The 20,880-nt window shown below is 64.3% G+C and carries 20 protein-coding genes; 14 read left to right on the top strand and 6 right to left on the bottom strand.

Annotation, left to right across the window (positions count from 1 at the left end; genetic code table 11):
- Nucleotides 1–31 precede the first annotated feature (31 nt).
- Nucleotides 32–532 carry an NUDIX domain-containing protein gene (locus NS6_RS22215; protein ID WP_068044785.1) on the bottom strand — a complete coding sequence of 167 codons (501 nt, stop codon included), beginning with the start codon at nt 530–532 and terminating at the stop codon, nt 32–34.
- A 200-nt stretch (nt 533–732) separates the two neighbouring features.
- Here NS6_RS22215 and NS6_RS22210 point away from each other — a divergent pair, with 200 nt between their 5' ends.
- The 3 genes from NS6_RS22210 (at nt 733) to NS6_RS22200 (ending at nt 4,183) form a co-directional block, all read left to right on the top strand.
- Nucleotides 733–1,512 (top strand): pirin family protein, encoded by a 780-nt coding sequence (locus NS6_RS22210; protein WP_068044784.1) that lies wholly within the window; start codon nt 733–735, stop codon nt 1,510–1,512.
- Between the two features lie 136 nt (nt 1,513–1,648).
- Nucleotides 1,649–2,122 (top strand): DUF4190 domain-containing protein, encoded by a 474-nt coding sequence (locus tag NS6_RS22205; RefSeq protein WP_068044886.1) that lies wholly within the window; start codon nt 1,649–1,651, stop codon nt 2,120–2,122.
- Between the two features lie 57 nt (nt 2,123–2,179).
- Nucleotides 2,180–4,183, top strand: coding sequence for a M13 family metallopeptidase (locus NS6_RS22200; protein WP_084471299.1), 2,004 nt, complete (start codon nt 2,180–2,182; stop codon nt 4,181–4,183).
- 182 nt (nt 4,184–4,365) lie between these two features.
- Here NS6_RS22200 and NS6_RS22195 read toward each other — a convergent pair whose 3' ends face one another.
- The gene (locus NS6_RS22195; RefSeq protein WP_068044782.1) at nt 4,366–5,259 is read right to left on the bottom strand and encodes a L,D-transpeptidase; all 894 of its coding nucleotides are present in this window, start codon (nt 5,257–5,259) and stop codon (nt 4,366–4,368) included.
- A gap of 535 nt (nt 5,260–5,794) precedes the next feature.
- Here NS6_RS22195 and lppU point away from each other — a divergent pair.
- Nucleotides 5,795–6,436: an LppU family putative lipoprotein gene (lppU, locus tag NS6_RS22190; protein WP_245669459.1), complete on the top strand. Its 642-nt coding sequence runs from the start codon at nt 5,795–5,797 to the stop codon at nt 6,434–6,436.
- A 72-nt stretch (nt 6,437–6,508) separates the two neighbouring features.
- On the opposite strand, the gene NS6_RS22185 is transcribed toward lppU, so the two are convergent.
- Entirely contained in the window at nt 6,509–7,201 is a 693-nt protein-coding gene (locus NS6_RS22185; protein WP_068044779.1) for a chymotrypsin family serine protease, read from the bottom strand.
- A gap of 610 nt (nt 7,202–7,811) precedes the next feature.
- Between NS6_RS22185 and NS6_RS22180 the strand changes: the two genes are divergently transcribed.
- The 10 genes from NS6_RS22180 to NS6_RS22135 all read left to right on the top strand — a co-directional run bounded on the left by NS6_RS22180 (nt 7,812) and on the right by NS6_RS22135 (nt 18,077).
- Nucleotides 7,812–8,630, top strand: coding sequence for an MlaE family ABC transporter permease (locus tag NS6_RS22180; protein ID WP_084471298.1), 819 nt, complete (start codon nt 7,812–7,814; stop codon nt 8,628–8,630).
- 4 nt (nt 8,631–8,634) lie between these two features.
- Nucleotides 8,635–9,498, top strand: coding sequence for an MlaE family ABC transporter permease (locus NS6_RS22175; protein ID WP_068044775.1), 864 nt, complete (start codon nt 8,635–8,637; stop codon nt 9,496–9,498).
- Between the two features lie 4 nt (nt 9,499–9,502).
- Nucleotides 9,503–11,047: an MlaD family protein gene (locus NS6_RS22170; RefSeq protein ID WP_068044773.1), complete on the top strand. Its 1,545-nt coding sequence runs from the start codon at nt 9,503–9,505 to the stop codon at nt 11,045–11,047.
- The gene (locus tag NS6_RS22165) at nt 11,044–12,075 is read left to right on the top strand and encodes an MCE family protein (RefSeq protein WP_068044771.1); all 1,032 of its coding nucleotides are present in this window, start codon (nt 11,044–11,046) and stop codon (nt 12,073–12,075) included. Before NS6_RS22170 ends, NS6_RS22165 begins: the two co-directional genes overlap by 4 nt.
- Complete coding sequence (locus NS6_RS22160; RefSeq protein WP_245669458.1) at nt 12,072–13,070, top strand: MCE family protein; 999 nt, start codon at nt 12,072–12,074, stop codon at nt 13,068–13,070. The genes NS6_RS22165 and NS6_RS22160 overlap by 4 nt, the downstream gene beginning before the upstream one ends.
- Entirely contained in the window at nt 13,067–14,167 is a 1,101-nt protein-coding gene (locus NS6_RS22155) for an MCE family protein (RefSeq protein WP_068044769.1), read from the top strand. Before NS6_RS22160 ends, NS6_RS22155 begins: the two co-directional genes overlap by 4 nt.
- Nucleotides 14,164–15,258 (top strand): MCE family protein, encoded by a 1,095-nt coding sequence (locus tag NS6_RS22150; protein ID WP_068044767.1) that lies wholly within the window; start codon nt 14,164–14,166, stop codon nt 15,256–15,258. The genes NS6_RS22155 and NS6_RS22150 overlap by 4 nt, the downstream gene beginning before the upstream one ends.
- The gene (locus tag NS6_RS22145) at nt 15,258–16,418 is read left to right on the top strand and encodes an MlaD family protein (RefSeq protein ID WP_068044765.1); all 1,161 of its coding nucleotides are present in this window, start codon (nt 15,258–15,260) and stop codon (nt 16,416–16,418) included. Before NS6_RS22150 ends, NS6_RS22145 begins: the two co-directional genes overlap by 1 nt.
- Nucleotides 16,419–16,555: 137 nt before the next feature.
- A complete protein-coding gene (locus tag NS6_RS22140; RefSeq protein ID WP_157112883.1) occupies nt 16,556–17,434 on the top strand; it encodes a prolipoprotein diacylglyceryl transferase in 879 nt (292 codons plus the stop codon).
- A gap of 40 nt (nt 17,435–17,474) precedes the next feature.
- Nucleotides 17,475–18,077 (top strand): hypothetical protein, encoded by a 603-nt coding sequence (locus NS6_RS22135; protein WP_068044761.1) that lies wholly within the window; start codon nt 17,475–17,477, stop codon nt 18,075–18,077.
- A gap of 240 nt (nt 18,078–18,317) precedes the next feature.
- Here NS6_RS22135 and NS6_RS22125 read toward each other — a convergent pair whose 3' ends face one another.
- The 3 genes from NS6_RS22125 to NS6_RS22115 form a co-directional block, all read right to left on the bottom strand.
- Nucleotides 18,318–19,526, bottom strand: coding sequence for a helix-turn-helix domain-containing protein (locus NS6_RS22125; protein ID WP_068044757.1), 1,209 nt, complete (start codon nt 19,524–19,526; stop codon nt 18,318–18,320).
- 154 nt (nt 19,527–19,680) lie between these two features.
- Entirely contained in the window at nt 19,681–19,962 is a 282-nt protein-coding gene (locus tag NS6_RS22120; RefSeq protein ID WP_068044756.1) for a cold-shock protein, read from the bottom strand.
- A 279-nt stretch (nt 19,963–20,241) separates the two neighbouring features.
- Nucleotides 20,242–20,871, bottom strand: a complete 630-nt coding sequence (locus NS6_RS22115; protein ID WP_068044754.1) for a ribonuclease H family protein — start codon at nt 20,869–20,871, stop codon at nt 20,242–20,244.
- Between the last annotated feature and the right edge of the window lie 9 nt (nt 20,872–20,880).

Genomic DNA, 20,880 nt, shown 5'->3' with positions numbered 1-20,880 from the left:
TTCGGGCGCAGCGGTGGACACGGCCGCGACGCTACCTGTTCGGCGGACCGGATCGTATTCCGGCGGGTCCGCACTCCTCGGTGATCAGCAGGTCCACGGCCTCGCGCATATCCGGGGCCATGGGCAGGGTGCCGAGGGCGGCGGCGTCTATCCAGGCGTAGGCGTCGTGCTCGCTGGGGTCCAGAGTTACTTCACCGGGTTCGGCTTCGGCCAGGAAACTGAATTTACGGACCTTCGGTTTCGTCCGGGTGGCGTAGTCGAACCAGCCGAGGAATTCGGTGACCGAACGTGCCACCAACCTGGTTTCCTCGAAGAGTTCGCGCACCGCGCTCTCGGTGAGTGTCTCCCCGTTCTCCACTCCCCCGCCCGGCAGTTCGTACATTCCGCCGAGGTCGGCGCCCGGCACCCGCCGGACCACCAGGAGCTTTCCGTTACGGAACACCGCGACACCGACCACCAGATCGGTGACACCGTCGCGGCGCGCACCGGCACGAAGCCGCTGCTCGATCCGTGCTAGTCCTTCGGGTCGCATCGTTCACCTCCCGGTCCGGTATATCCATTTTCGACGACCGCGTGCCATAGCGCCATTACCGTTCGCAGCTGCTCACCGGCCGTTCACCCCGAGGTCGCTCGCGTAAAATACCGGGAGCGGACAATCCGACCGAGTGGGGGTAATCGGGGTGTCCCTGCGGAAAAGGTAATTGTGCCCGAGAGCCGGAAGGGAGGCGTGTGATGTCCACACCGCCCACCTCGCATATCGATGTCCATCGTGGCGGCGATCGGATGAAAACGCGGATATCCTGGCTCGACTCCAAACACTCGTTCTCCTTCGGCGAGCATTACGACCCCGAGAACACCCATCACGGCCTGCTGCTGGTGAATAACGACGATATCGTCCTGCCCGGTCAAGGCTTCGACACCCATCCACACCGGGATATGGAGATCGTGACCTGGGTGCTGGAGGGCTCGCTGGTCCATCAGGATTCGCTGGGACACAGCGGTGTCATCTATCCGGGCCTCGCGCAGCGGATGAGTGCCGGCACCGGGATCCGGCATTCGGAGAAGAACGATTCCTGGCGAGTCGACCCAGGCAGCGCCGTTCACGAGCAGCCGGTGCATTTCGTACAGATGTGGGTGCTGCCCGACGAACCCGGTATCGAACCGGGCTACCAGCAGCTCGAGATCGACGACGAACTGGCCGGGGGCGGCCTGGTCACCGTGGCCTCCGGTCTACCGCGCTACCGCGACCGCACCGCGATCGCCATCAACAGCAGTCATTCGGCGCTGCATGTGGCGAAGCTCTCCCCGGACGCCGAACGCAGCGCCGACCTCCCCGAGGCCCCCTATCTGCACGTCTTCATCGCACGCGGCGCCGTGGATTTGGAGGGGGTGGGCCGCCTGGACACCGGCGATGCCGTGCGTCTCACCCATGCCGGGGGGCGGCGACTCACCGCTGCCGAACCGGCGGAAGTACTGATCTGGGAGATGCACGCCCGCCTCGGCGCCGGGTGATCCGTAACCGCTCGGCCGCGCCGAATCGGGTGCGGAACACACGGCTGCCGCGGTGACCGTCGACAATGGTGTAGCGAACTCCGCGTGTCGTTGCGGCGACACCGCGGCACTCGTGACCGCCAGCCGAGGAGGAACGATGACCTACCCACCGCCCCCGGGATACCCAGCCCCGGAGCCGTACCCGGGGCCCGGACAACAACCCCAGTACTGGCAGGAATCGCCCAAGAGCAAGGGACTCGCGATCGCCGCCCTGGTCTGCGGCATCCTGGCCGCGATCAGCTTCTGCACCATCGTCGGCGGCATCCTGTTCGGGCTCCTCGCCGTCGTCCTCGGTGCGATTGCCGCGGTGAAGGTCCGCCGGGGTACCGGAGGTGGCGGAGTGATGGCGGTGATCGCCCTGATCCTGGGCGTGGTGGCGATTGTCGCAGCGATCGTGTTCGGCGTGTTCTTCTGGAATTTCTGGGAGGATTCCGGCGGCAAGGATTTCACCGACTGCGTTTCGCGAGCCAATGGTGACCAGCAGCAGATCACACAGTGTGAGGACCAGTTCAATCAGCGTCTCGAAGACCAGTTCGGGGTGACGATGGTGCCCCCGGCTCCGACGAACTGACCGGCCCGGCCTCACAGATCGCATCGCACTACAGCGGACACCGGCATACTGGTTTGTGTGACTTCCGACGTGACCAGCCCCTCCGGTATCGATCTGACCCATCTCGACTCGGCCGTCCGGGTACAGGACGACCTGTTCACGCATGTCAACGGCGCCTGGCTGGCCGGGTACGAGATCCCGGCCGACCGGGCGGTCGACGGTGCGTTCCGCACGTTGTACGACCGCGCGGAGCTCGATGTGCAGGAGATCATCCGCACTGCCGCGGGCGAGCCGGGCAGCGTTGCCCGCAAGATCGCCGATCTGTACACCTCGTTCATGGACACCGAAACCGTCGAGGCGGCCGGTCTGACACCGGTGGCCGAGGAACTGCGCGCATTGGCGGCCACCACCGACCGTGCCGAGTTCGCCGCACTGATCGGCCGGTTGCAGCGGACCGGAGTTTCCGGCGCGGTCGCGGTCTACGTCGATACCGACGACAAGAACTCCCAGCGCTACCTCGTCAATGCGACCCAGTCCGGTATCGGGCTGCCGGACGAGTCCTACTACCGCTCCGACGAATACGCAGATATCCGGGAACGCTATATCGCGCATATCGATCGGATGTTCGCACTGGCCGCCGCCGACCCGGCCGTTGCGGAACTGCTCGACGTGCAATCGGCGGGGACGCGGATAGTCGAACTGGAACGCAAGCTTGCCGCCGGACACTGGGATGTGGTGCGCCGCCGGGACGCCGAACTCGGCTACAACCTGACGACTTTCACCGCGCTCGCCGAGCAGAATCCGGAATTCGATTGGGGCGCATGGGCAGATGGGCTGGCCGCCGGTGTTTCGGGCGAGGGTTCCCTGCTGCTGTCCGAACTGGTGGTCCGCCAACCCGATTACCTGCGCACTTTCGCGCAGGCATGGGAATCGGTGCCGCTGGCCGAGTGGCGGCTGTGGGCGCAGTGGCGGGTGCTGCGGGCGCGCGCACCGTATCTCACCGAGGCTCTGATCGAGGAGAATTTCGATTTCTACGGCCGCACCCTGACCGGCGCCCAGGAGAACCGCGAACGCTGGAAGCGCGGGGTTTCGCTGGTTCAGGATCTGCTGGGCGAGGCTGTCGGCAAACTGTATGTCGCCCAGCATTTTCCGCCCGAGGCCAAGGCGGCGATGGTCCGGCTGGTGGAGAACCTGCGTGAGGCCTACCGGCGCAACATCACCGAACTGGACTGGATGACCCCGGCCACCCGCAAGGCAGCGCTGGCCAAACTCGACAAGTTCACCCCCAAGATCGGGTACCCGGACCGCTGGCGTGACTACTCCGCCGTCACTGTGGATCCGGCCGATCTGGTGGGCAACTACCGTCGCGGGTACGCCGCCGAACACGACCGGGACCTGAACAAGCTCGGTGGCCCGGTGGACCGCGACGAATGGTTCATGACACCGCAGACGGTGAACGCCTACTACAACCCGGGGATGAACGAGATCGTCTTCCCGGCCGCCATCCTGCAACCCCCGTTCTTCGATATGAACGCAGACGACGCCGCCAACTACGGCGGTATCGGTGCGGTGATCGGCCACGAGATCGGGCACGGATTCGACGATCAGGGCGCGAAGTACGACGGCGACGGCAATTTGGTCGATTGGTGGAGCGATTCCGACCGCGCCGAATTCGGTAAACGCACCCGCGCGCTGATCGACCAGTACGACATCCTCTCCCCCGCCGATCTGGCCGATGAGCACACCGTCAACGGCGAGTTCACCATCGGCGAGAACATCGGTGACCTCGGTGGCCTGTCGATCGCGCTACAGGCCTACCGGATCTCCTTGAACGGGCAGGAGCCGACGGTGATCGACGGTCTGACCGGTTTGCAGCGGGTGTTCTTCGGCTGGGCCCAGGTCTGGCGGACCAAAGCGCGGCCGGAGGAGGCCGTGCGCCGCCTGGCCGTGGACCCGCATTCCCCGCCGGAGTTCCGCTGCAACGCGGTGGTCCGCAATATCGACGCCTTCCACGAGGCCTTCGAGGTGAAACCCGAGGACGCCCTCTTCCTGGCCCCCGAGAGCCGGGTCAAGATCTGGTAACCCACGCCCGGTGGAAAGAACGGTGGTGCATCCATTGGATGCACCACCGTTCAAAGTTTGTCCCGGTAGGTCCGCCGCGCTGGTGGCGCCGGACCGCTTCGAAGTTGCTCCCGGCCCCCAACCCCTGCACGCTGAGGTAGCCCCCAATCGTTCCCAGCGCGTAGGTGTCGGGTCGCGCCGGACTAGGCGGTGTTCCAGTCGCCCAGTCCGTCGCCCGCGTTCAACGTCGCGCCCTGGGTGTTCTGCACGATCACCGCGTCACCCTTGCCCACGTTCTCGTAGAACCATTTGCCGTCCTCGGTGCTCACGTTCAGGCAGCCGTGGCTGGTATTGGCGTACCCCTGCGATCCGACCGACCACGGGGCAGCGTGCACGAAGATTCCGCTGTTGGAGATGCGGGTCGCGTATTCGACATCGAGTTTGTAGCCCTCGGGGGCATCGACGGGGACCCCGTAGGTGGAGGAATCCATGACCATTTCGCGCCGCTGTTCACCCACGATGTAGGTGCCGTTGGGGGTTTCGTAGCCGGTTTTGCCCAGGGAGGTGGGCATGGTCCGCACGACCTCGCCGTTGCGGGTGACGGTGATGGTCTTGGTGTTGTCGTCGGCGGTGGCGATCACCGCATCGCCGACGTGGAAGGCGCTGCGGCTACCGCCGGCCTCTACCACCACATCGGTCTGCGCGGGCCAGAACTCGGTGGGCCGCCAGCGCACCTGCTTATCGCTCCACCAGTAGAAATTCCCGGCTACCTCGGTCGACGGGGTGATCTTGATGGCTCGTTCCGCCGCGGCGCGATCGGTGATCGGCTCCTTGAAGTTGATGACGATCGGCTGTGCGATGCCGACCTGTTCGCCCTCGGAGGGGTTGATTGCCGGCGGTGCGAAGTTCGCCGCCGGTGGGGTTGGCTCGGTGAACCCGGCCGCCGACCCCGTGGGCAGTTCCGGCAGTGCGTAGGCGGGCGCGGTGGCCACGGTGGTGGCGGTCGCGATCGCGGCCGTCAACAGGACACCCTGCCGGATCCGGCGCGCGACTCGGCGAGTGGTCGGCAGCGACCCGGTGTTCTCGGTGACATGCATAAGAGTGTTCGTCCGTCCATTCGACTCTGGAGCGTACGGCGGCCGGTGGCGCACCGGTACGTGGAGTTGCGGAGCGGTCCCGACGGGCGGTGGAGCATCGCGGAAGTCGTTCCATCCATGCTGGTGCGCCTCCGCTCCGAGCTCCTTCCTACTGCCTTCATCTCTTCGTGACCAACCTACGTTCCCGTTACATAGCTGTTATGCATGACCGGTGGTGTGAGCCACCTACGCCCGGTGATGGGATCGATCACGGCCCGCGCCCACCCGCTACCCGCGCCTTTTCCCGCCATCGACCGCCGTACGTCCGATAAAGGACACGTCGGCAGTCAAACCTGTGGATGACATATGTCACTCGGGCTCAGCGGTGACGAGACACGGTCGGCAGGCCCGGTGGGATCCCCGGTGGTGCGAGGTCTCACCGAGTCGACGCTCGCGCCGCCATGGTGTATTGATGGCGTGTTGTTCCAAGCAATAGCTGTAGTGAGGTTCGGATTCGACGGGGGAAGGGTTCGGCGTCGCAGCGGGAGGACTGTGCGTGTCAGGATGGACTTCGTCTCGATGGACGGTGGCGCTCGCCGGTATGGCGGCGGTGATAGCGGTGGCGGGTTGTAGCTCCACGATCGACGGCCGGGCGCTGCCGGCGACCGAAACCGGGACTGTGGATGCCGTGGATGTGACGACCACCCCCGATGCCGGTGACCGGACCACCACCACAACAACCACCACTGCCCCGACCACTACTGAAGCCGATGAGGACGGTATCGCCGGCTTCGATGCCGAGGTCGGCGATTGCGTACAGCTCGGCGGCACCACTACCGATGCCGATATCGAAGAGGCGTCGTGCGGTACCGCCGCTTCGAACTACCGGGTGATCAGTAAGGCCGCGCGCAGCAGCGACTGCGTCAGCGACGCCGACAACTACTACGCCGAAAGCCGCAACGGGGTCGAGACGGGCGCCCTCTGCCTGGATATCGACTGGGTGATCGGCGGCTGCATGGACGTGGGCAGCGGTAGCACCGGGCCGGACCGGATCGATTGCACCGAAACCACCGCGGTGGATGGGGTCAAGGTGGTCGCGATCGAGGAGAACGCCGACGATGTCAACGCCTGCGGGGCCGGCAGCAGCGGGTACGTGTATACGGAACGCCGCTTCGTGGTGTGCGTAGAGGAACTCTGAGCTTCGCGGGATACGAAAAAACGAGCGGGCCCCATGGGCTCGCTCGTTTTTTCGGTACCGGAGGATCCGGTGTCAGATGGGCCGGAAGCCCGAACCGATACTGGCCCGGCTGTCGATATCACCCATGATGGTGGAGATGTTCGTACCCACCTCGGGACCGAAGCAGGCGACGGCGAGATAGGCGTTGACCATGCCGACCAGCGTCGAACCGACGACGACCGGCGCGCCGGAATCGCCTTCCATCACACACATCTGGGACCAGGTCTCGATGCTGCTGGCAAAGATATCGCCGTAGGCGATTCCGCAGGTGTTGCCGGTGGTCCGGCCTTCCTTGCAGACGATATTCGGGAACTGTGCGGGCCCGCCGACTCCGGTGATGCTGAGGTTGCCGACCCGGTTGACCGGGGTGACCCGGCCCGGGTCGAACTGCAGGACCGCGTAGTCGAGTTCTTGGTTCGAGTGGACGAACCGGCCGAGCACTCCGGCCCCCGGATCCTGTTCGGAATAGATCTCGTGCCCAGGTGTACCGCAATGTCCCGCGGTGAGCCCGACCAGGCGGCCGGCTCCGTCGTGGCCGATCGTGGTGAGCGTGCACTGAATCGCCATATCGGACATGCGACCCGATTCCGAAGAGACGATCAGCCCTGATCCGCCGCCGAGTACGGGTCGGCCGGGATCGGCGACCGCCGCCCCCGGGCCGAGTAGTGCCGCACTCAGGGCGACGGCGAAGACGGCACCGGCCGCCTGGGCTAGTTTCCTGAACATATCCCTCCAGACCTCGAAGCCCGCACGATATCAATGTGTGGCACCTCATCGTGGCAGCATCGGCCGCGACGCGCGCCCCGAGAGCCTGTTACCCGCGGGTTGGCTTGCGGCCCTGGGTAATTCAGCTGTTCGGTCGAGCATTCGGCCGGTGAGCGCCATGTTCGGCGGAGACTGCGCGAAATTCCGGCCACGATACCTCCGGAAGAATAGCTCAACGCTATTAATTGCCCTCGTTCCTGCTACGCGCGTCGAGTAACGGTCGAATCTCCATGTCGGCGCGAATCGGTAATTTTCAGGAAAATCATCCGTTATTTATGTGAACGGCCATTCTTTGCGGATCTGCATCTCTGGCGCGCTTTATCCGCCGGTCAGCTGTATGTTCGTCCAAAATCGTGGAGCGCCCATTGGGATACGTACCAAGAAGCGCTGGATAACTCGATGGTCACGCCGCGGAGTGATGAACGTCTGTGATGGCCCTCACCCGTCTAAGGTGTGTTCCGCACTACTACGTAGTAAGGTTCCTCAAGCAAACCAGCCGTCGGGGTAGGTAACCGACGTCGAGAGGGGTTAGTCAGTGCAGTCGACCAAGAGTCCACCAACAGGTTCTCGGTTGAGCGGAGCGGTCGAGTGGACGCGGGACTACTGGCGCGACCACCCCAGGCGTTCTTTGGAGACCCTCGGTCGTCAGATGACGATGGGTGTCGAGGCCGTTACCGAGCTCGTGGTCAGTATCTTCCGCGGCCGATTCCCGCTCGCGGAGTTCATCAGGCAGTGCGCGTTCATGGCCAATGTGGCCGCGGCACCCACTCTGCTGGTGGCCATTCCGATCGGTGTGATCGTATCCATCCAGGTCGGATCGGTTGCACAGCAGGTCGGCGCCACCTCGTTCATTGGCGCGGCCAATGGTCTGGGCATCATTCAGCAGGGTGCACCACTGGTCACCGTTTTGATGATCGCCGGTGCTGTCGGTTCGGCCATCTGCGCCGATCTCGGATCCCGGACCATTCGCGAGGAAATCGACGCCATGAAAGTCATGGGTGTCGATCCGCTGCGCCGACTGGTCGCGCCCCGGCTCGGCGCGGCAATGCTCGTCAGCGTGCTGCTCTGTGGTTTCGTTGTCTTCGTCGGTTTTTTGACGGGCTACATTTTCAATATTTTCGTCCAGGGCGGCACCCCGGGGTCGTATATCTCGACCTTCGCATCGTTCGCAATTTCGCTCGATCTGCTTGTCGCTCTGCTGAAATCGCTGCTGTTCGGTCTGCTCGCGGCAATCATCGCCTGTGATACCGGATTGAATACCCGCGGTGGTCCGGGTGGTGTCGCCAACTCGGTGAATACCGCCGTTGTCATGTCCGCGGTGATGTTGTTCGGAGTGAATGTGATCTTCACCCAGGTGTACAACACCTTGTTCCCGCCTCAGGTGGTGTGAAGCGGTGTCCGCAACCTATGTACCCCCGCTGCTGAAACCCTTTCAGCAGCTGCGAAAAGCGGCCGGTGCTCCGGTCGATATGCTCGCGCGGCTCGGACACCAGGTCTTCTTCTTCCTGCGGGCCATCGGTTCCATGCCGCTGGCATTCAAGCATTACCCGAAGGAAGTGTGGCGGCTGCTGTCCGACGTCACCTGGGGTAACGGAAACCTCATCGTCGGTGGCGGAACCATCGGCGTAGTGCTCATCCTGAGTGCGTTCGGTGGTATCACGGTCGGACTGCAGGGCTACACCTCGCTCGACCTGCTCGGCCTGAGTCCGTTGACCGGCGCAATCTCCGCATTCGGCACGACGCGCGAATTGGGGCCCCTGCTCGCCGCACTGGCCTTCGCCGCCCAGGCAGGTTGTCGTTTCACCGCGCAACTCGGCGCTATGCGGATCTCCGAAGAGATCGATGCGCTGGAATCGATTGCGATCCGGCCGCTGCCCTACCTGGTCAGTACTCGGATGATCGCCGCGATGATCACGATCCTGCCGCTGTACTGCCTCGGCCTCGCGATGGCCTACATCTCCTGCTCGCTCACGGTGCAGGTGATCGGTGATACCGCCAGCGGAACATACCAGCACTATTTCTATCAGTTCCTGATCCCGACGGATGTCCTGTATTCGCTGCTCAAGGCAATACTCTTCGTCGCTATCACTACGTTCATCCAGTGCTACTACGGCTTTTTCGCCTCCGGTGGCCCCGAGGGTGTGGGTGTGGCGGCCGGTCGCGCGATCAAGATGTGCATCATCGTGGTCGTTTTCGTCGACCTCTTCATGACCTTGGCAATCTGGGGTGTCGACCCCGGTATCAGGATCTCGGGGTAGCGCCATGATCATCGATCCGAGTGGGCGTGGGCCCACGATGAAGCAATTGCTGATCGCCGGTGTATGCGGCCTGCTTGTTTTCGCAGTGGTGCTCGGTTTCCTGATGGCCCGTTATCAGGGCTTTTTCGTGGAGAAGGTGCGGGTCACCGCGAACCTGACCACCACCGGTGACGGGCTGCCACAGAAAGCCGACGTGAAGTTCCGCGGCGTCCTGGTGGGCGCGGTCGAAACGGTGTCGGTGGCCGCCCAGGGCGAACTTCAGCAGGTGAATATCGAGCTGAAGCCCGAGTTCGTCGAGCAGATCCCGGCGAACGTCACCGCCCGGGTGGTGCCCAGCAACCTGTTCGCTGTCACCTCCGTGGAGTTCCTCTACAACGGTCCCGCCGGGAACCACCTCGAAGAGGGTTCGCAGATCTCGGAGGACAAGAGCCAGGGCACCATTGCTCTCCAGGACACGCTGACCACGGTCCAGAACATTCTCGACCGGGTCGACCCGATGCAGTTCGGCCGTGTCCTGGGCACGCTCTCCTACGCCCTCGACGGTAGCGGCCGGGCGCCCGGATCGACCATCGAGCGAATCGACCACTGGTTGACCTCGGTCGACGAATCGATTCCGGACCTCGGCGTCTTCCTACAGGACTTCGCGAATTCGACGCATGCGCTCAACGAGTCGGCGCCGGAACTGATGGACGTTCTGGCCTCTTCGGTGCAGACGGCGAGCACCATCGCCGATCGGCGCGAGCAACTGGTCGACCTGATCAGCGGTGCCGGCAGCATGGTGGATCAGGTCAACGACCTGTTCGCGCGGAACCCGAATACCGGTAAAGAGCTCACGGTCGGACTGAACCAGACCTTCGGCGCGCTGGCCGCGAACCCCACCTCCATCACCAATGCGATCAGCAATCTGAACACTTCGTCACGCAACCTGCGGACGACGTTCAGCTGGGGTCCGCAGCAGCAGATGGTGTGGAACGCCGGGGTTTCCTTCACTCCGTTCAACCCGAACACCGTCGCGGACTGCCCCCGCTACGGTGAGCTGGCCGGACCGAGTTGCTTCACCGCGCCTGCCGTGGCCGATCCCGGGTACCTGCCCGAGCAGATGAAACCGCGCCGGCTCCCCGCCGCAGACGGACTGCCGGTGCTGCCGCCTATCCCTGGACTGCCGCCGATCCCCGGCATCACCACCGAGGCAGGTGCTCCCGCGCCGGCCGCGTCGCCTGCGAACAATCCGTTCGCCGGTACGCCGCTGGAGGGGCTGTTCCCGCAGGGGCTGCCGCAGATCCCCGGCCTGCCCGGCGTGCCGGCCCCCGCGCCGGCCGCCCAGCCCGGTGACCAGCCGCCGGCCCCGCCGGCCGAACCCGGTGCGGCGGCACCGGCAGCGGACAGCGGCAACGGCGCCGCGCCCGCGGCCCGGCCGATCGCCTCCTATGAGGGCGATGCCGCAGTGGCGGCCCTGCTCGGCCGGCAGCCCACCTCAGTGGAGTACCTGATGTTGAGTTCGATTCTCGAAGGCGGAACCTTGCGAGTGACCGAGGAGGCGTCCGCATGAAGGGGGTCCGGAAACCGCTGATCGGATTCGGCCTGTTCGCGCTGGTATCGGTGCTGGTCACCGTGCTGGTGTGGAATACGCTGGCCCGCACTGTGGACGGTGGTACGAAATCGTATTCCGCGGTCTTCACCGATGTGCTGGGTCTGCGTGAGGGCGACGATGTCCGGATGGCGGGTGTGCGCGTCGGGAAGGTCGAGAAGATCGAGCTGACCGGCGAGTCGAATGCCGAGGTGAGCTTCATCGTCCAGGACGATCAGACCCTGTTCGGTAATACCAAAGCGCTGGTGCGATACCAGAATCTGATCGGCCAGCGCTATGTGGCGCTGGCCCCCGGCTCCGGCGGGGATACGTCCCAGTTGGCGGAGGACGCCACCATTCCCGTCGATCGCACCGAGCCGTCCTTCGATGTCTCGGCGTTGCTCAACGGATTCCAACCCCTGTTCGAGGTGCTCGAACCCGAACAGGTGAACCGGCTCTCGGAGACCTTCATCCTTGCCCTGCAGGGCGACCGGGTCTCGTTGAGTTCGTTCATCACCCAGGCCGCCACCATGGCCACAGATTTCCAGCGGCGTGACGCCATTCTCAGCGATGTGATCACCAACCTCAGCGGCGTGATGGCAGGCCTGGCCAAACGGGGGGGTGAATTGGAGACGCTGATAACCCAGACGAGGGCGCTGATCGGCGGCCTGTACGAGCAGGGGCAGTCGCTGCTTTCCTCGACCGAGCAGATCGCAGGTGCCACCACTGCGCTCGTCGGGATGGTGGGCAATATCCAGCCCAAGTTGGAGGCGGTCCAGAATTCGACACGTGACGCTTTGACCCTGTTCCTGGCCAACGGTGCCAAACTGGATCAGGCCGCGATCGACCTGCCCGCGATCCTCGCCGACGCGGGACGCTTCACCTCCGAAGGCGCTTACGCGAACGCGTATATCTGCCGGTTGGATGTCTCACTGTACGGAGTCCTGTTCCCCCGCGGTCTGTTCTCGCAGATCGGCGGCAATTCGCAATCGGCGGTGTGCCGGCCATGATGACCGATTTCAAAACCTGGTTCAACAACAATCGCAACTTCGGGCTCGGCATCATGGGCGTCATCGTGGTTGCCGCCCTGGTCCTCGTGTCGAGTGGCTTCCGTAGTCTCGGTATCGGCGAGCAGTCGATCAAGGCCGAGTTCGTCCAATCCGCGGGTATCTCCGTCGGTGACAAGGTCAATGTGGCCGGTGTGCCGATGGGCCGGGTGTCGGCGGCCGAACTCGAGGGTGATCACGTTCTGCTCACCCTCCAGGTCTCCAACGATGTGGAACTCGGACCCGATGCGCGGGCGGCCATCAAGATGGCCACCCTGCTCGGCGCCCGCTACGTCGACCTCGTACCCGGTGACGGTACGGGCCTGTCCGACAACCGGATCCCGAAGACCAATACCGCGGTCCCCTACGACCTCGCCGATGTGGTCGACAAGGGCACCCCGGAATTCCAGGAGCTCGATCCCGGCAAACTGGCCGAATCGCTGAACCTGTTCAACGAACAGTTGCAGGGCTCCCCGGAGCTGGTCGTCCAGTCTCTGGACAGTATCGGCGCCCTGGCCAAGGTGATCGACAACCGCAAGGACGATGTCGAGCAGCTGCTGAAGGACCTCGACCGGGTGACCACCATTCTGGCCGACAACCGCAACAGTGCCCTGCTGATCATCACCCAGGGCGAGGCCATCGCCGCACGGGTGGTGGAACGCCAGCAACTGCTGCGGACCCTGCTGGACAATGTGGCGACCCTGACCGCGCAACTGCAGGCGATCGGCGCGCAGAACAACAACCAGTTCGGCACGACGCTCGATCAGCTCAACACCATGGCCGCAGGCTTGCAGAAGAACAAGGACAACCTCGACCGGTTGCTGTCGATCATGCCGCCGTCGGTGCGCTACCTGGCCAACGCCTGGGGTAACGGCAACTACGCCGAGGTCGGTATCCCCTGGTTGTTCCCGGACAACTGGTTGTGCTTCGCCCAAGTCGCCGAGGGGTGCCAGGGATGAATCCGTTGAACATCGACCTCGTGAAGAAGAGCGCGAAAGCTCTGGTCATCGGCGCATCGGCGCTGGCTCTGGGCAGTTGTTCGATGGTGAACAGTCTGGTCGGCGGCGATATGTTGATCACCGCGGATTTCGAGAACATCGCCGGTATGTACGAGGGCAACCCGATCACCGTGCTCGGGCTCGAGGTCGGCAAGGTCGACAAGATCATCCCGCACGGTGATCTCGTGGAAGTCCACATGAGCATCGACGGTGATGTGGAGATCCCGAAATCCGCCAAGGCCGTGGTGATCTCCCCGTCGATCGTCACCAACCGGCATATCGAGTTCACGCCGCGCTACGTCGAGGGCGAGACACTCGAAGACGGCGACCACCTGCCGCTGGAGAAAACCGATGTGCCGGTGGAGCTGGACACCATGCTCAAAACCATCGACCAGTTCGCCGATGCACTGAAACCGCAAGAGGGGCAGGAAGGTGTCGGCCCACTGTCGGGCCGGGTGCTGTATCCGATGCTCAACGGCCAGGGCGGGAAGATGCGCGACACCCTCAACGCGCTGTCCGGCGCGCTGAAGGTCGGTGTCGACAACAAGGGCGCTATCGCCAACATCATCACCAAGCTCAACGAGCTGACCACGATGCTGGCCGAGAACGATCAGGCCGTCCGCGATTTCAGCAATCAGGCCACTCAGATGACGACCATGCTGGCCGAGCAGGCGCCCGGCCTGCAGGCCACGCTGCAGCAGCTCTACGACTTCCTGAACAACACCAGTTCGATCTTCGGGCAGCATCAGGATCAGCTGGTGGACACGCTGACCAGGATGAACACGGTGATCGACCAATTGCGGCAGAACTCGCACGGGGTCACCGAAGTGGTCGACGTCGCGCCGATGCTGCTGCAGAACATCCACCGCTCGATGAACTACGAGCAGGGCTACGTCCGGTTGCACGCGCTGATCGGCACCAACCTCGCGGGCGGCGAAATCGTGAGCCTGTTCTGCGAACGGATTCAGATGCGATCCGACGGCTGCCGGACCGGCCGGCCCGAAGATTTCGGACCGGACTTCGGACTCACTGCCGCACTGCTGGGACTGACGAAATGATGCGAACAATCCGCCGCGCCCGCCGCACCGTAACCGCCCTGGTAGCGGCCGGTACGGTGGCGCTGGCCTCCGGTTGCGGCCTGACGGTGGAGGATATTCCGCTGCCGAAGCCGGGCGCGAGCGGGGAAACCCTCGGCCTGCGGGCGGTATTCGACAATGCACTGAATCTGCCCGACCAGGCCAAGGTGAAGGTCGGCGGTTCCGATGTCGGCGTGGTCACCAAGATCGAAACCAAGAATTTCCAGGCGATCGTGGATATGGAGATTCGCAAGGACATCGAACTCCCGGTCGGGACCACCGCCGAACTGCGCCAGGCGACCCCACTCGGTGATGTCTTCATCGCGGTCGCCAAACCACAGACCGAACCCGGAACGGCCCTACTCGAAGACGGCGACACCCTGCCCATCGAGAAGACCTCGGCCGGCGCCACGGTGGAGGAACTACTGCTGTCGGTATCGCTGATGTTCAACGGCGGCGGCATCGCCCACCTCACCCGGCTGGGCACCGAACTCGATTCCATTGTCGGCGGGCGCAGTGACCAGTTGGTCCATCTGGTCAACGAGATCACCGGCGTGGTTTCCAGTATCAACGCGAACTCCGCGCGGGTCGACAGTGTTCTCGGCGAATTCAGCGTGCTGGCAGGTACTCTCGAAACCCGCCGCAACGAACTCGGCCAGGTCGCCGATACGCTGCCGGATATGATCGGCGCGGTCGCCGAGAACAACCGGGCGCTGGGCGATCTGCTGAGCAAGATCTCCACCACCAGCGCGGCGCTCGGCGACTACGCGAACACCACCGGCGGCGATCTGGGGGGCACCCTGGACAGCCTGAACAGCTTGATGGCGGCGCTCGCGGCCACCGGGGACAAGTTCGGTGCACTGATGGATATCCTGCACGAACTGCGCGGTCCCGTGGATGCCACCTTCCGCGGAAGCAGCCTGGCCGCCCAGGTCAATGTGACCAATCTCGATATCGCGATGCTCACGGCCCCAGGCACCAGCCACTTCTACGATGTGCGCGATCTACAGGATTTCGCGGGCAGCCTGATCCAGATCCTCCAGGTCGTCCAGCAGCGTGTGGGAGGCCACTGATGCTGAAGAACAAGATTCTGTGGTCGAACCTCGGTATCGTCCTGGCCCTGCTCATCGGCGGAACCTATCTGATGGTCAACGTCATGCGGGTGAACCCGCTGCGCAGTACCTACACCGTCATCGTGAACCTGGATCGTTCCGGTGGCCTGCAAACCGGGAACGATGTCACGCTGCGCGGCTACCGGGTCGGCGAGGTGAGCAGTCTCGAACTCGTCGACAACGGCGCCGGAATCCAGGCCGAAGCCGAGATCGAATCCAAATGGGATATCCCGGTGGATACGAAGGTCGCGGTACAGGCCCTGTCCGGCGCCGGCGAGCAATACATCGATTTCCGGCCCGCCGGGAACCAGGGGCCGTTCCTGGCCGACGGTTCGGAGATCACCTTCGACCCCGAACGGGTCAGCACTCCGGTGCCGATATCCGCGGTCCTGGAGAACTCCAGCGACCTTATCGCGCAGGTGAACCCGGAGCATTTCTCGGTGATCCTGAACGAACTCGATATCGCGCTCAGCGGTGGGCCCGATCAGCTGCGTTCGCTGATCGAAGGCGTCAGCCTCGTATCGGCCGGGCTGGAGAATCTGCTGCCGCAGACCACGAACCTGATCACGAATCTGCGCACCATTGTCGCGACCACATCCCAGGCCCAGCCGGACCTGGGCACCCTGACCGCGAACTCGCAGGTTCTGTTCGACCAGTTCAACAAGGCGAATGCCGAACTGGTGAAGGTGCTGGATCAGGCGCCCGGACAGTTCGCCAGTGTTACCGCGACGCTGGATGCCACCAGCGATCCGATAACCACGCTGGTGAACAATTTCGTCGCCGTCACCCGTGCGGCGCAACTGCGCCAGCCGGCGCTGGCGGCGCTGTTCCCCGCGCTCGAACTCGGTGGCGCGGCATTGGGTGTACCCGCCCATGACAACGAGTTCCACGCCATGCTCGATATCTGGTTCCGGCCCTACTGCCAGTACCAGTCCACTCCGGTGAAAACACAGGTCGTCCAGGACGGCACGCTGCCGAAGTGGAACTACTGTGACAACCCAGGACCCGGTCAGCAGATCCGCGGCGCGGCCAACGCACCGCGACCGGACGTGCCGGACAACGGCGCGCACATCCCGCCGGGTGTGGATCCGAACGAGCGTACGCTGCCGCCTGTGCGGTAGTAGGAGACCGGTCGTCCGGTGCCGGGTGCGACGGTGCATACTCTCGCAGAGATGCCCGCCACACCCGGCGCTTGTCTTCCGGCCGGCAGATTACGGCGCGTCCGCAGAGATGCGCCGGGAAGGTGTGAACAGTACAGATGTCCTCGAAAAAACCCAGCTCCGACCCATTGGAGCCGGAAGGCACTGGTGTGCCGGCGGACGACGCGGCTGAGCACACCACCTCCGGTAGTCCATCGACCGACAGTGCTGCGACCGCAGACTCGACCGGTTCGGGTGAACCCGCGGATAAAGCAGCCGGGGAGTCCGCTGATCCGGACGCTACGGTGAAGGTCGACAAATCCGCCGATCCCGACGCTACTGCGAAGGTCGACCCCCCGGACTCGGAACCGACGGTTGCGCTCGGGAAATCCACGGCCGGAATATCGGGCGAGCCGGGGAGCGAAAACACCGTGCAGTCGGCGCAGCAGTCCGGTGCCGGCGAACCGGAAACCGGTGCGGAAGAAAAGAAGTCTTCCGGCCGGTTCCCGCTGCCGGTGCTGGCCGGGGCGGCCGTGCTGGTGATCGGTGCCCTTGTCGCGGTCGGTGTTTTCTTCTATCTCGCCAATGATCGCCAGTCCGAGCTGGACCGGCGTGCCGCGGCCACCAAGGCCGCCTGCGATTTCGGGAACAGCTTCGCCACCTACACCGGCGACGAGGCCGACGACTACGTGAGTCGGCTGGATCGGACTGCGACCGGTGACTGGAAGAAACTGGTGTCGCAGATCGGACCCGATCTGAAGGCCCGGTTCGCCGAAACCCAGGTCAACTCCACCGCCAGCGAGGTGCAGTGCGGATACGAATCCGGTGACGGCGACAAAGCGCGCGTGGTGCTGGTGATCGACCAGCAGTTCACCACCGTCGGCGGCCCGCAGGAGCAGGGGCCCGGCCGGGTCAAGGTGGCGGCCAATGTCGATATGGAGAAGGTCGAGGGTCGCTGGCTGGTGGCCGACTTCGATACGCCGATGATGCAGCAGTAGTGGCAGCCGCGAGACGAAACAGAAGTTAGGACTCGAAGCTATGGCGAAGAACGAGACCGCGGCAGCGCAGGACCCCGACGGCAAATCCGGTCTGCTCCCGGTGGTGATCGCCTTCGTCACCGGTGTGGTGCTGGTGGCGCTGGTCACCGCGGGGGTGCTGTATTTCCGCGCCTACCAGCAGAACAGCGGTGAACTCGCCACGCAAGACGAATCCACGCGGGCAGCATGCGATTTTGCCCGGTCGACCAACACCTACGATTTCGAGGGTGATCTCGACGGGTTCCTGAAGGCCATGAAGGACGGCGCCACCGACGATGTGGTGGGCTCGATGGAGCAGAACTGGGATGTCCTGCGCCAGCTGCTCACCGAATCCAAGGTGAAATCCTGGGTCGACGAAACGACCTGCGGTTTCCAGTCCGGCGACGAGGAAAGCGCCAAGGTCCTGGTGAATATCGGCCTGATGAAGACGAATGCCGTGACCCCGGAACCGAAGCGGCAGGACATCGCGGTGGTCGCGGGGCTGGAGAAAGATGGTGACCGCTGGATCGTCAACCAGTGGGATCTGGCCATGCTGGCGGGTGGAGCCGCGGGCCAGCCGGCCCCGGAGGGTGAGCCGGCACCGGCGCCGTTGCCGGGCAACTGATTCAGGCGCCTCCGTTGGTGGCCGCGCCACCAACGGGGGCCCTGGTCGGGGCGATTTCTAGGCTGTTTGGGCACACTCCGCCGGAGCGTAGGCGGTATGAATGCCGTCGGCCGGCTTGTCCAGGTCCGTGTCGAACAGGTCCGTGTATACCTTCAGCGTGATCGCGCGATTGGAGTGCCCGGCATCCTCGCCAGGGCGGTCGTTGCGGGATGGCCGCTGTCCCGCTGGACTCGAGGCCAACTACTGTCCGACGCCGCACCACGCAGCGAAGCCGCGCAGGCTCTCGGTACTCCGTGCTTCCTGCCGCGCCAACACCCGCACCGTCTCGTGCACCATCGGGTGATACCGGGTCTGTATCGGCGCCGTCTTCCGGGCCGTGTTCAATGCGTCCAGAGTCTTTGCCCGGTCGCCGTGCAGCAGGAAGCCGCGCGCCAGGTCGATATATAGATGACCCGCCCGAGACTTCGGCGTGGACGCCGGCACCGGCAGATTCCGGGCCCGGTTGATCCCCTCGGTACCGTCCAGCATCTCTACAGCCAGCCCGACCGACCAGATACCGACATTCGTCGGGCCGAAGTAGAACACCGGTTCGTGGTAGTTCGGATCCCCGACCCGCGCGGCCGTCTCCCGCGCTTCGGCCAGATGAGCGTCCGCGGTATCCCGATCGCCGGCGCGTGCAGCTGCCAGACCGGATTGCAGGTGTAGCCCGCCCCAGCTGACAAGATGCTCGATATCGTCGCTGGCCAGTTCGGATTCCAGTTCGGTCCGGCAGCGCTCGAGGTAGACCAGTGCGGTGTTCCAATCGCCGGTCGAGGTGAGGATCGATGCCCGGAAGTACTGCGCCGAGGTCACCCATAGCCGGCTGCCTGTGAACGCGGCCGCCCACCCGAGACGCTCGATAGCCACCGTCATCAGATCGGTGTATCCGAGCTTGTGCGCCAGCCCGCGGGCGCACAGGTACATCTCGCACAGCAGGCGATATGCGCGCTGCAGGTTGCCGCCCTGCTCAGAATGAACCAGGGCACGAACTTCGGTCATGAGTACGGGCAGGTCCTGCGACATCTGCCGCAGACTCGACGCGCGCCGCAAGGTCCGCATTCGCTCCACGTCCGCGGCTATCTCCGCGATTGACCGTGGCCGGAGCCCGGCCGGCGGAATGTCGTACGCGGCAAGTTCGCTGCGGATCAACGCGATACCGGAGGATACCTCGGTTTCGTCACGTGTCGTTCGCGGGTACGGCTGGCCGAGGATTTCGGCCGGACTGGTCTTGAATGCCTTGGCGACCGAGGATACAAACGCTGGTGAGGCCGGCGCCCGTCCCTGCTCCACGGCGCGCACCAGCGACACCGACACGTTCGCTTCCTGAGCCAACCGGGGCTGTGTCCACCCGGCAAGCTTTCGTTCTTCTGCTACCCGCTGGCCTATGCCACGCTCCATGTCCCTGCTCATCGTGGCTCCCATCGTGACCGTCCCCTACCAACCAGTGTGACAAAACAATTGGTAATCCACAGCCGGGCCGAGGTTGAACCTGAAATCAGCACGCGGGGCGGGTACCCCGCGCGCGAGGGTGGGGCTACCCGAACTTGGGTAGTGCTCGACCTGCTCAGTTGTGCCAGGAAGCCGGTATCGACCGGGTGACATGGAATGCTCGGCACGAGAACGACCCTTGGGGTGTCGGATCGACCTCGATATCCACTGGCATGCCGATATCGGCGGTGCCGTCATCGAGCGCTGATATGTGGAACCAGACGAGCGTTCCGGGGTCGGTGCGAACTACGCCGGTGCCCTTGGCCGGGTTCCAGCGCCACACGATGCCGCGTTTCATGTCGAGCCTTTCTCGATGACCCTGTGCCACGCGACCGCGCAGGTCACCCAGCTTGTCCACGTCGACAACCTGGGGTGATTCCGAATCACACCAGGGGCACACCGTCAGAGTTCTCGGCGATCGCCGGAATCGGTACCCCGTGGGCACATTTTGGGCACAACTTCTCGTGATTCGGGGTGATCTGGAGTGAGGTCGAATCCGCTATCACGGCACGTAGAGATGCATTTCCCCTGCCCCGGGCGCCTCCGGCGGTGGGTCGAGCCACCACCGCCGGAGGCTATTCGGGCGGTATCCAAATATCCGTACCACGACGACAACAGCGCGGGCGCCGCATCTGATTCAGAACAGGTGCAGCGCCTGCGCTGTTGTCGCGTAGTCGGCGGCCGGGCCGGCCGCCGGTTCCGCAGCCTTCCCTGCTGCCGCGGAGGTCTCGAGCACCGGGCGCGGACCGGACGGGTCTCCGGTGGACGTGCCGATGGTGGTTTTCTCGCTGATGGACGGGCGGGCGCCGGTGGCAGGGCGGTTGTCGCGCGGCGCGGTTGCCGCTGCCTTGCGGGCGGCGGCACCGGCCAGTGCGTCGGCCTGCTCGTTGAAGTAGTTGCCCACATGTCCGCGCACCCAGCGGAACCGGACCGGGCCCGGCCGGGCGGCGATGGCGTGGTCGATATTGCGGATGAGTTCGACATTCTTCACCGCGCCGCCGGTGGAGGTACGCCAGCCGTTGTTACGCCAGTTGTGTAGCCATTCGGAAGCACATTTGATTGCGTAGAGCGAATCGCTCTCGATCAGCAGTGGGTCGGAGCCGGGGTGGGACCGGATGGCCTCGAGAACGGCTCGTAACTCCGCGATCTGATTGGTACCCGTTGCGGCGCCGCCGCTTTCGGCGCCACCCGCATGATCGACCCATGCCCAGCCGATAGCCCCGCCGGGGTTTCGCAGGCATGAACCGTCGGTACTCACGATGATCATGGCAGTACC

The sequence above is a fragment of the Nocardia speluncae NBRC 108251 genome (assembly GCF_001613245.1).
Classification (GTDB): Bacteria; Actinomycetota; Actinomycetes; order Mycobacteriales; family Mycobacteriaceae; genus Nocardia; species Nocardia speluncae.
Note: the sequence above shows the minus strand (reverse complement) of the source record. Positions and strands in the feature narration are given on the sequence as shown.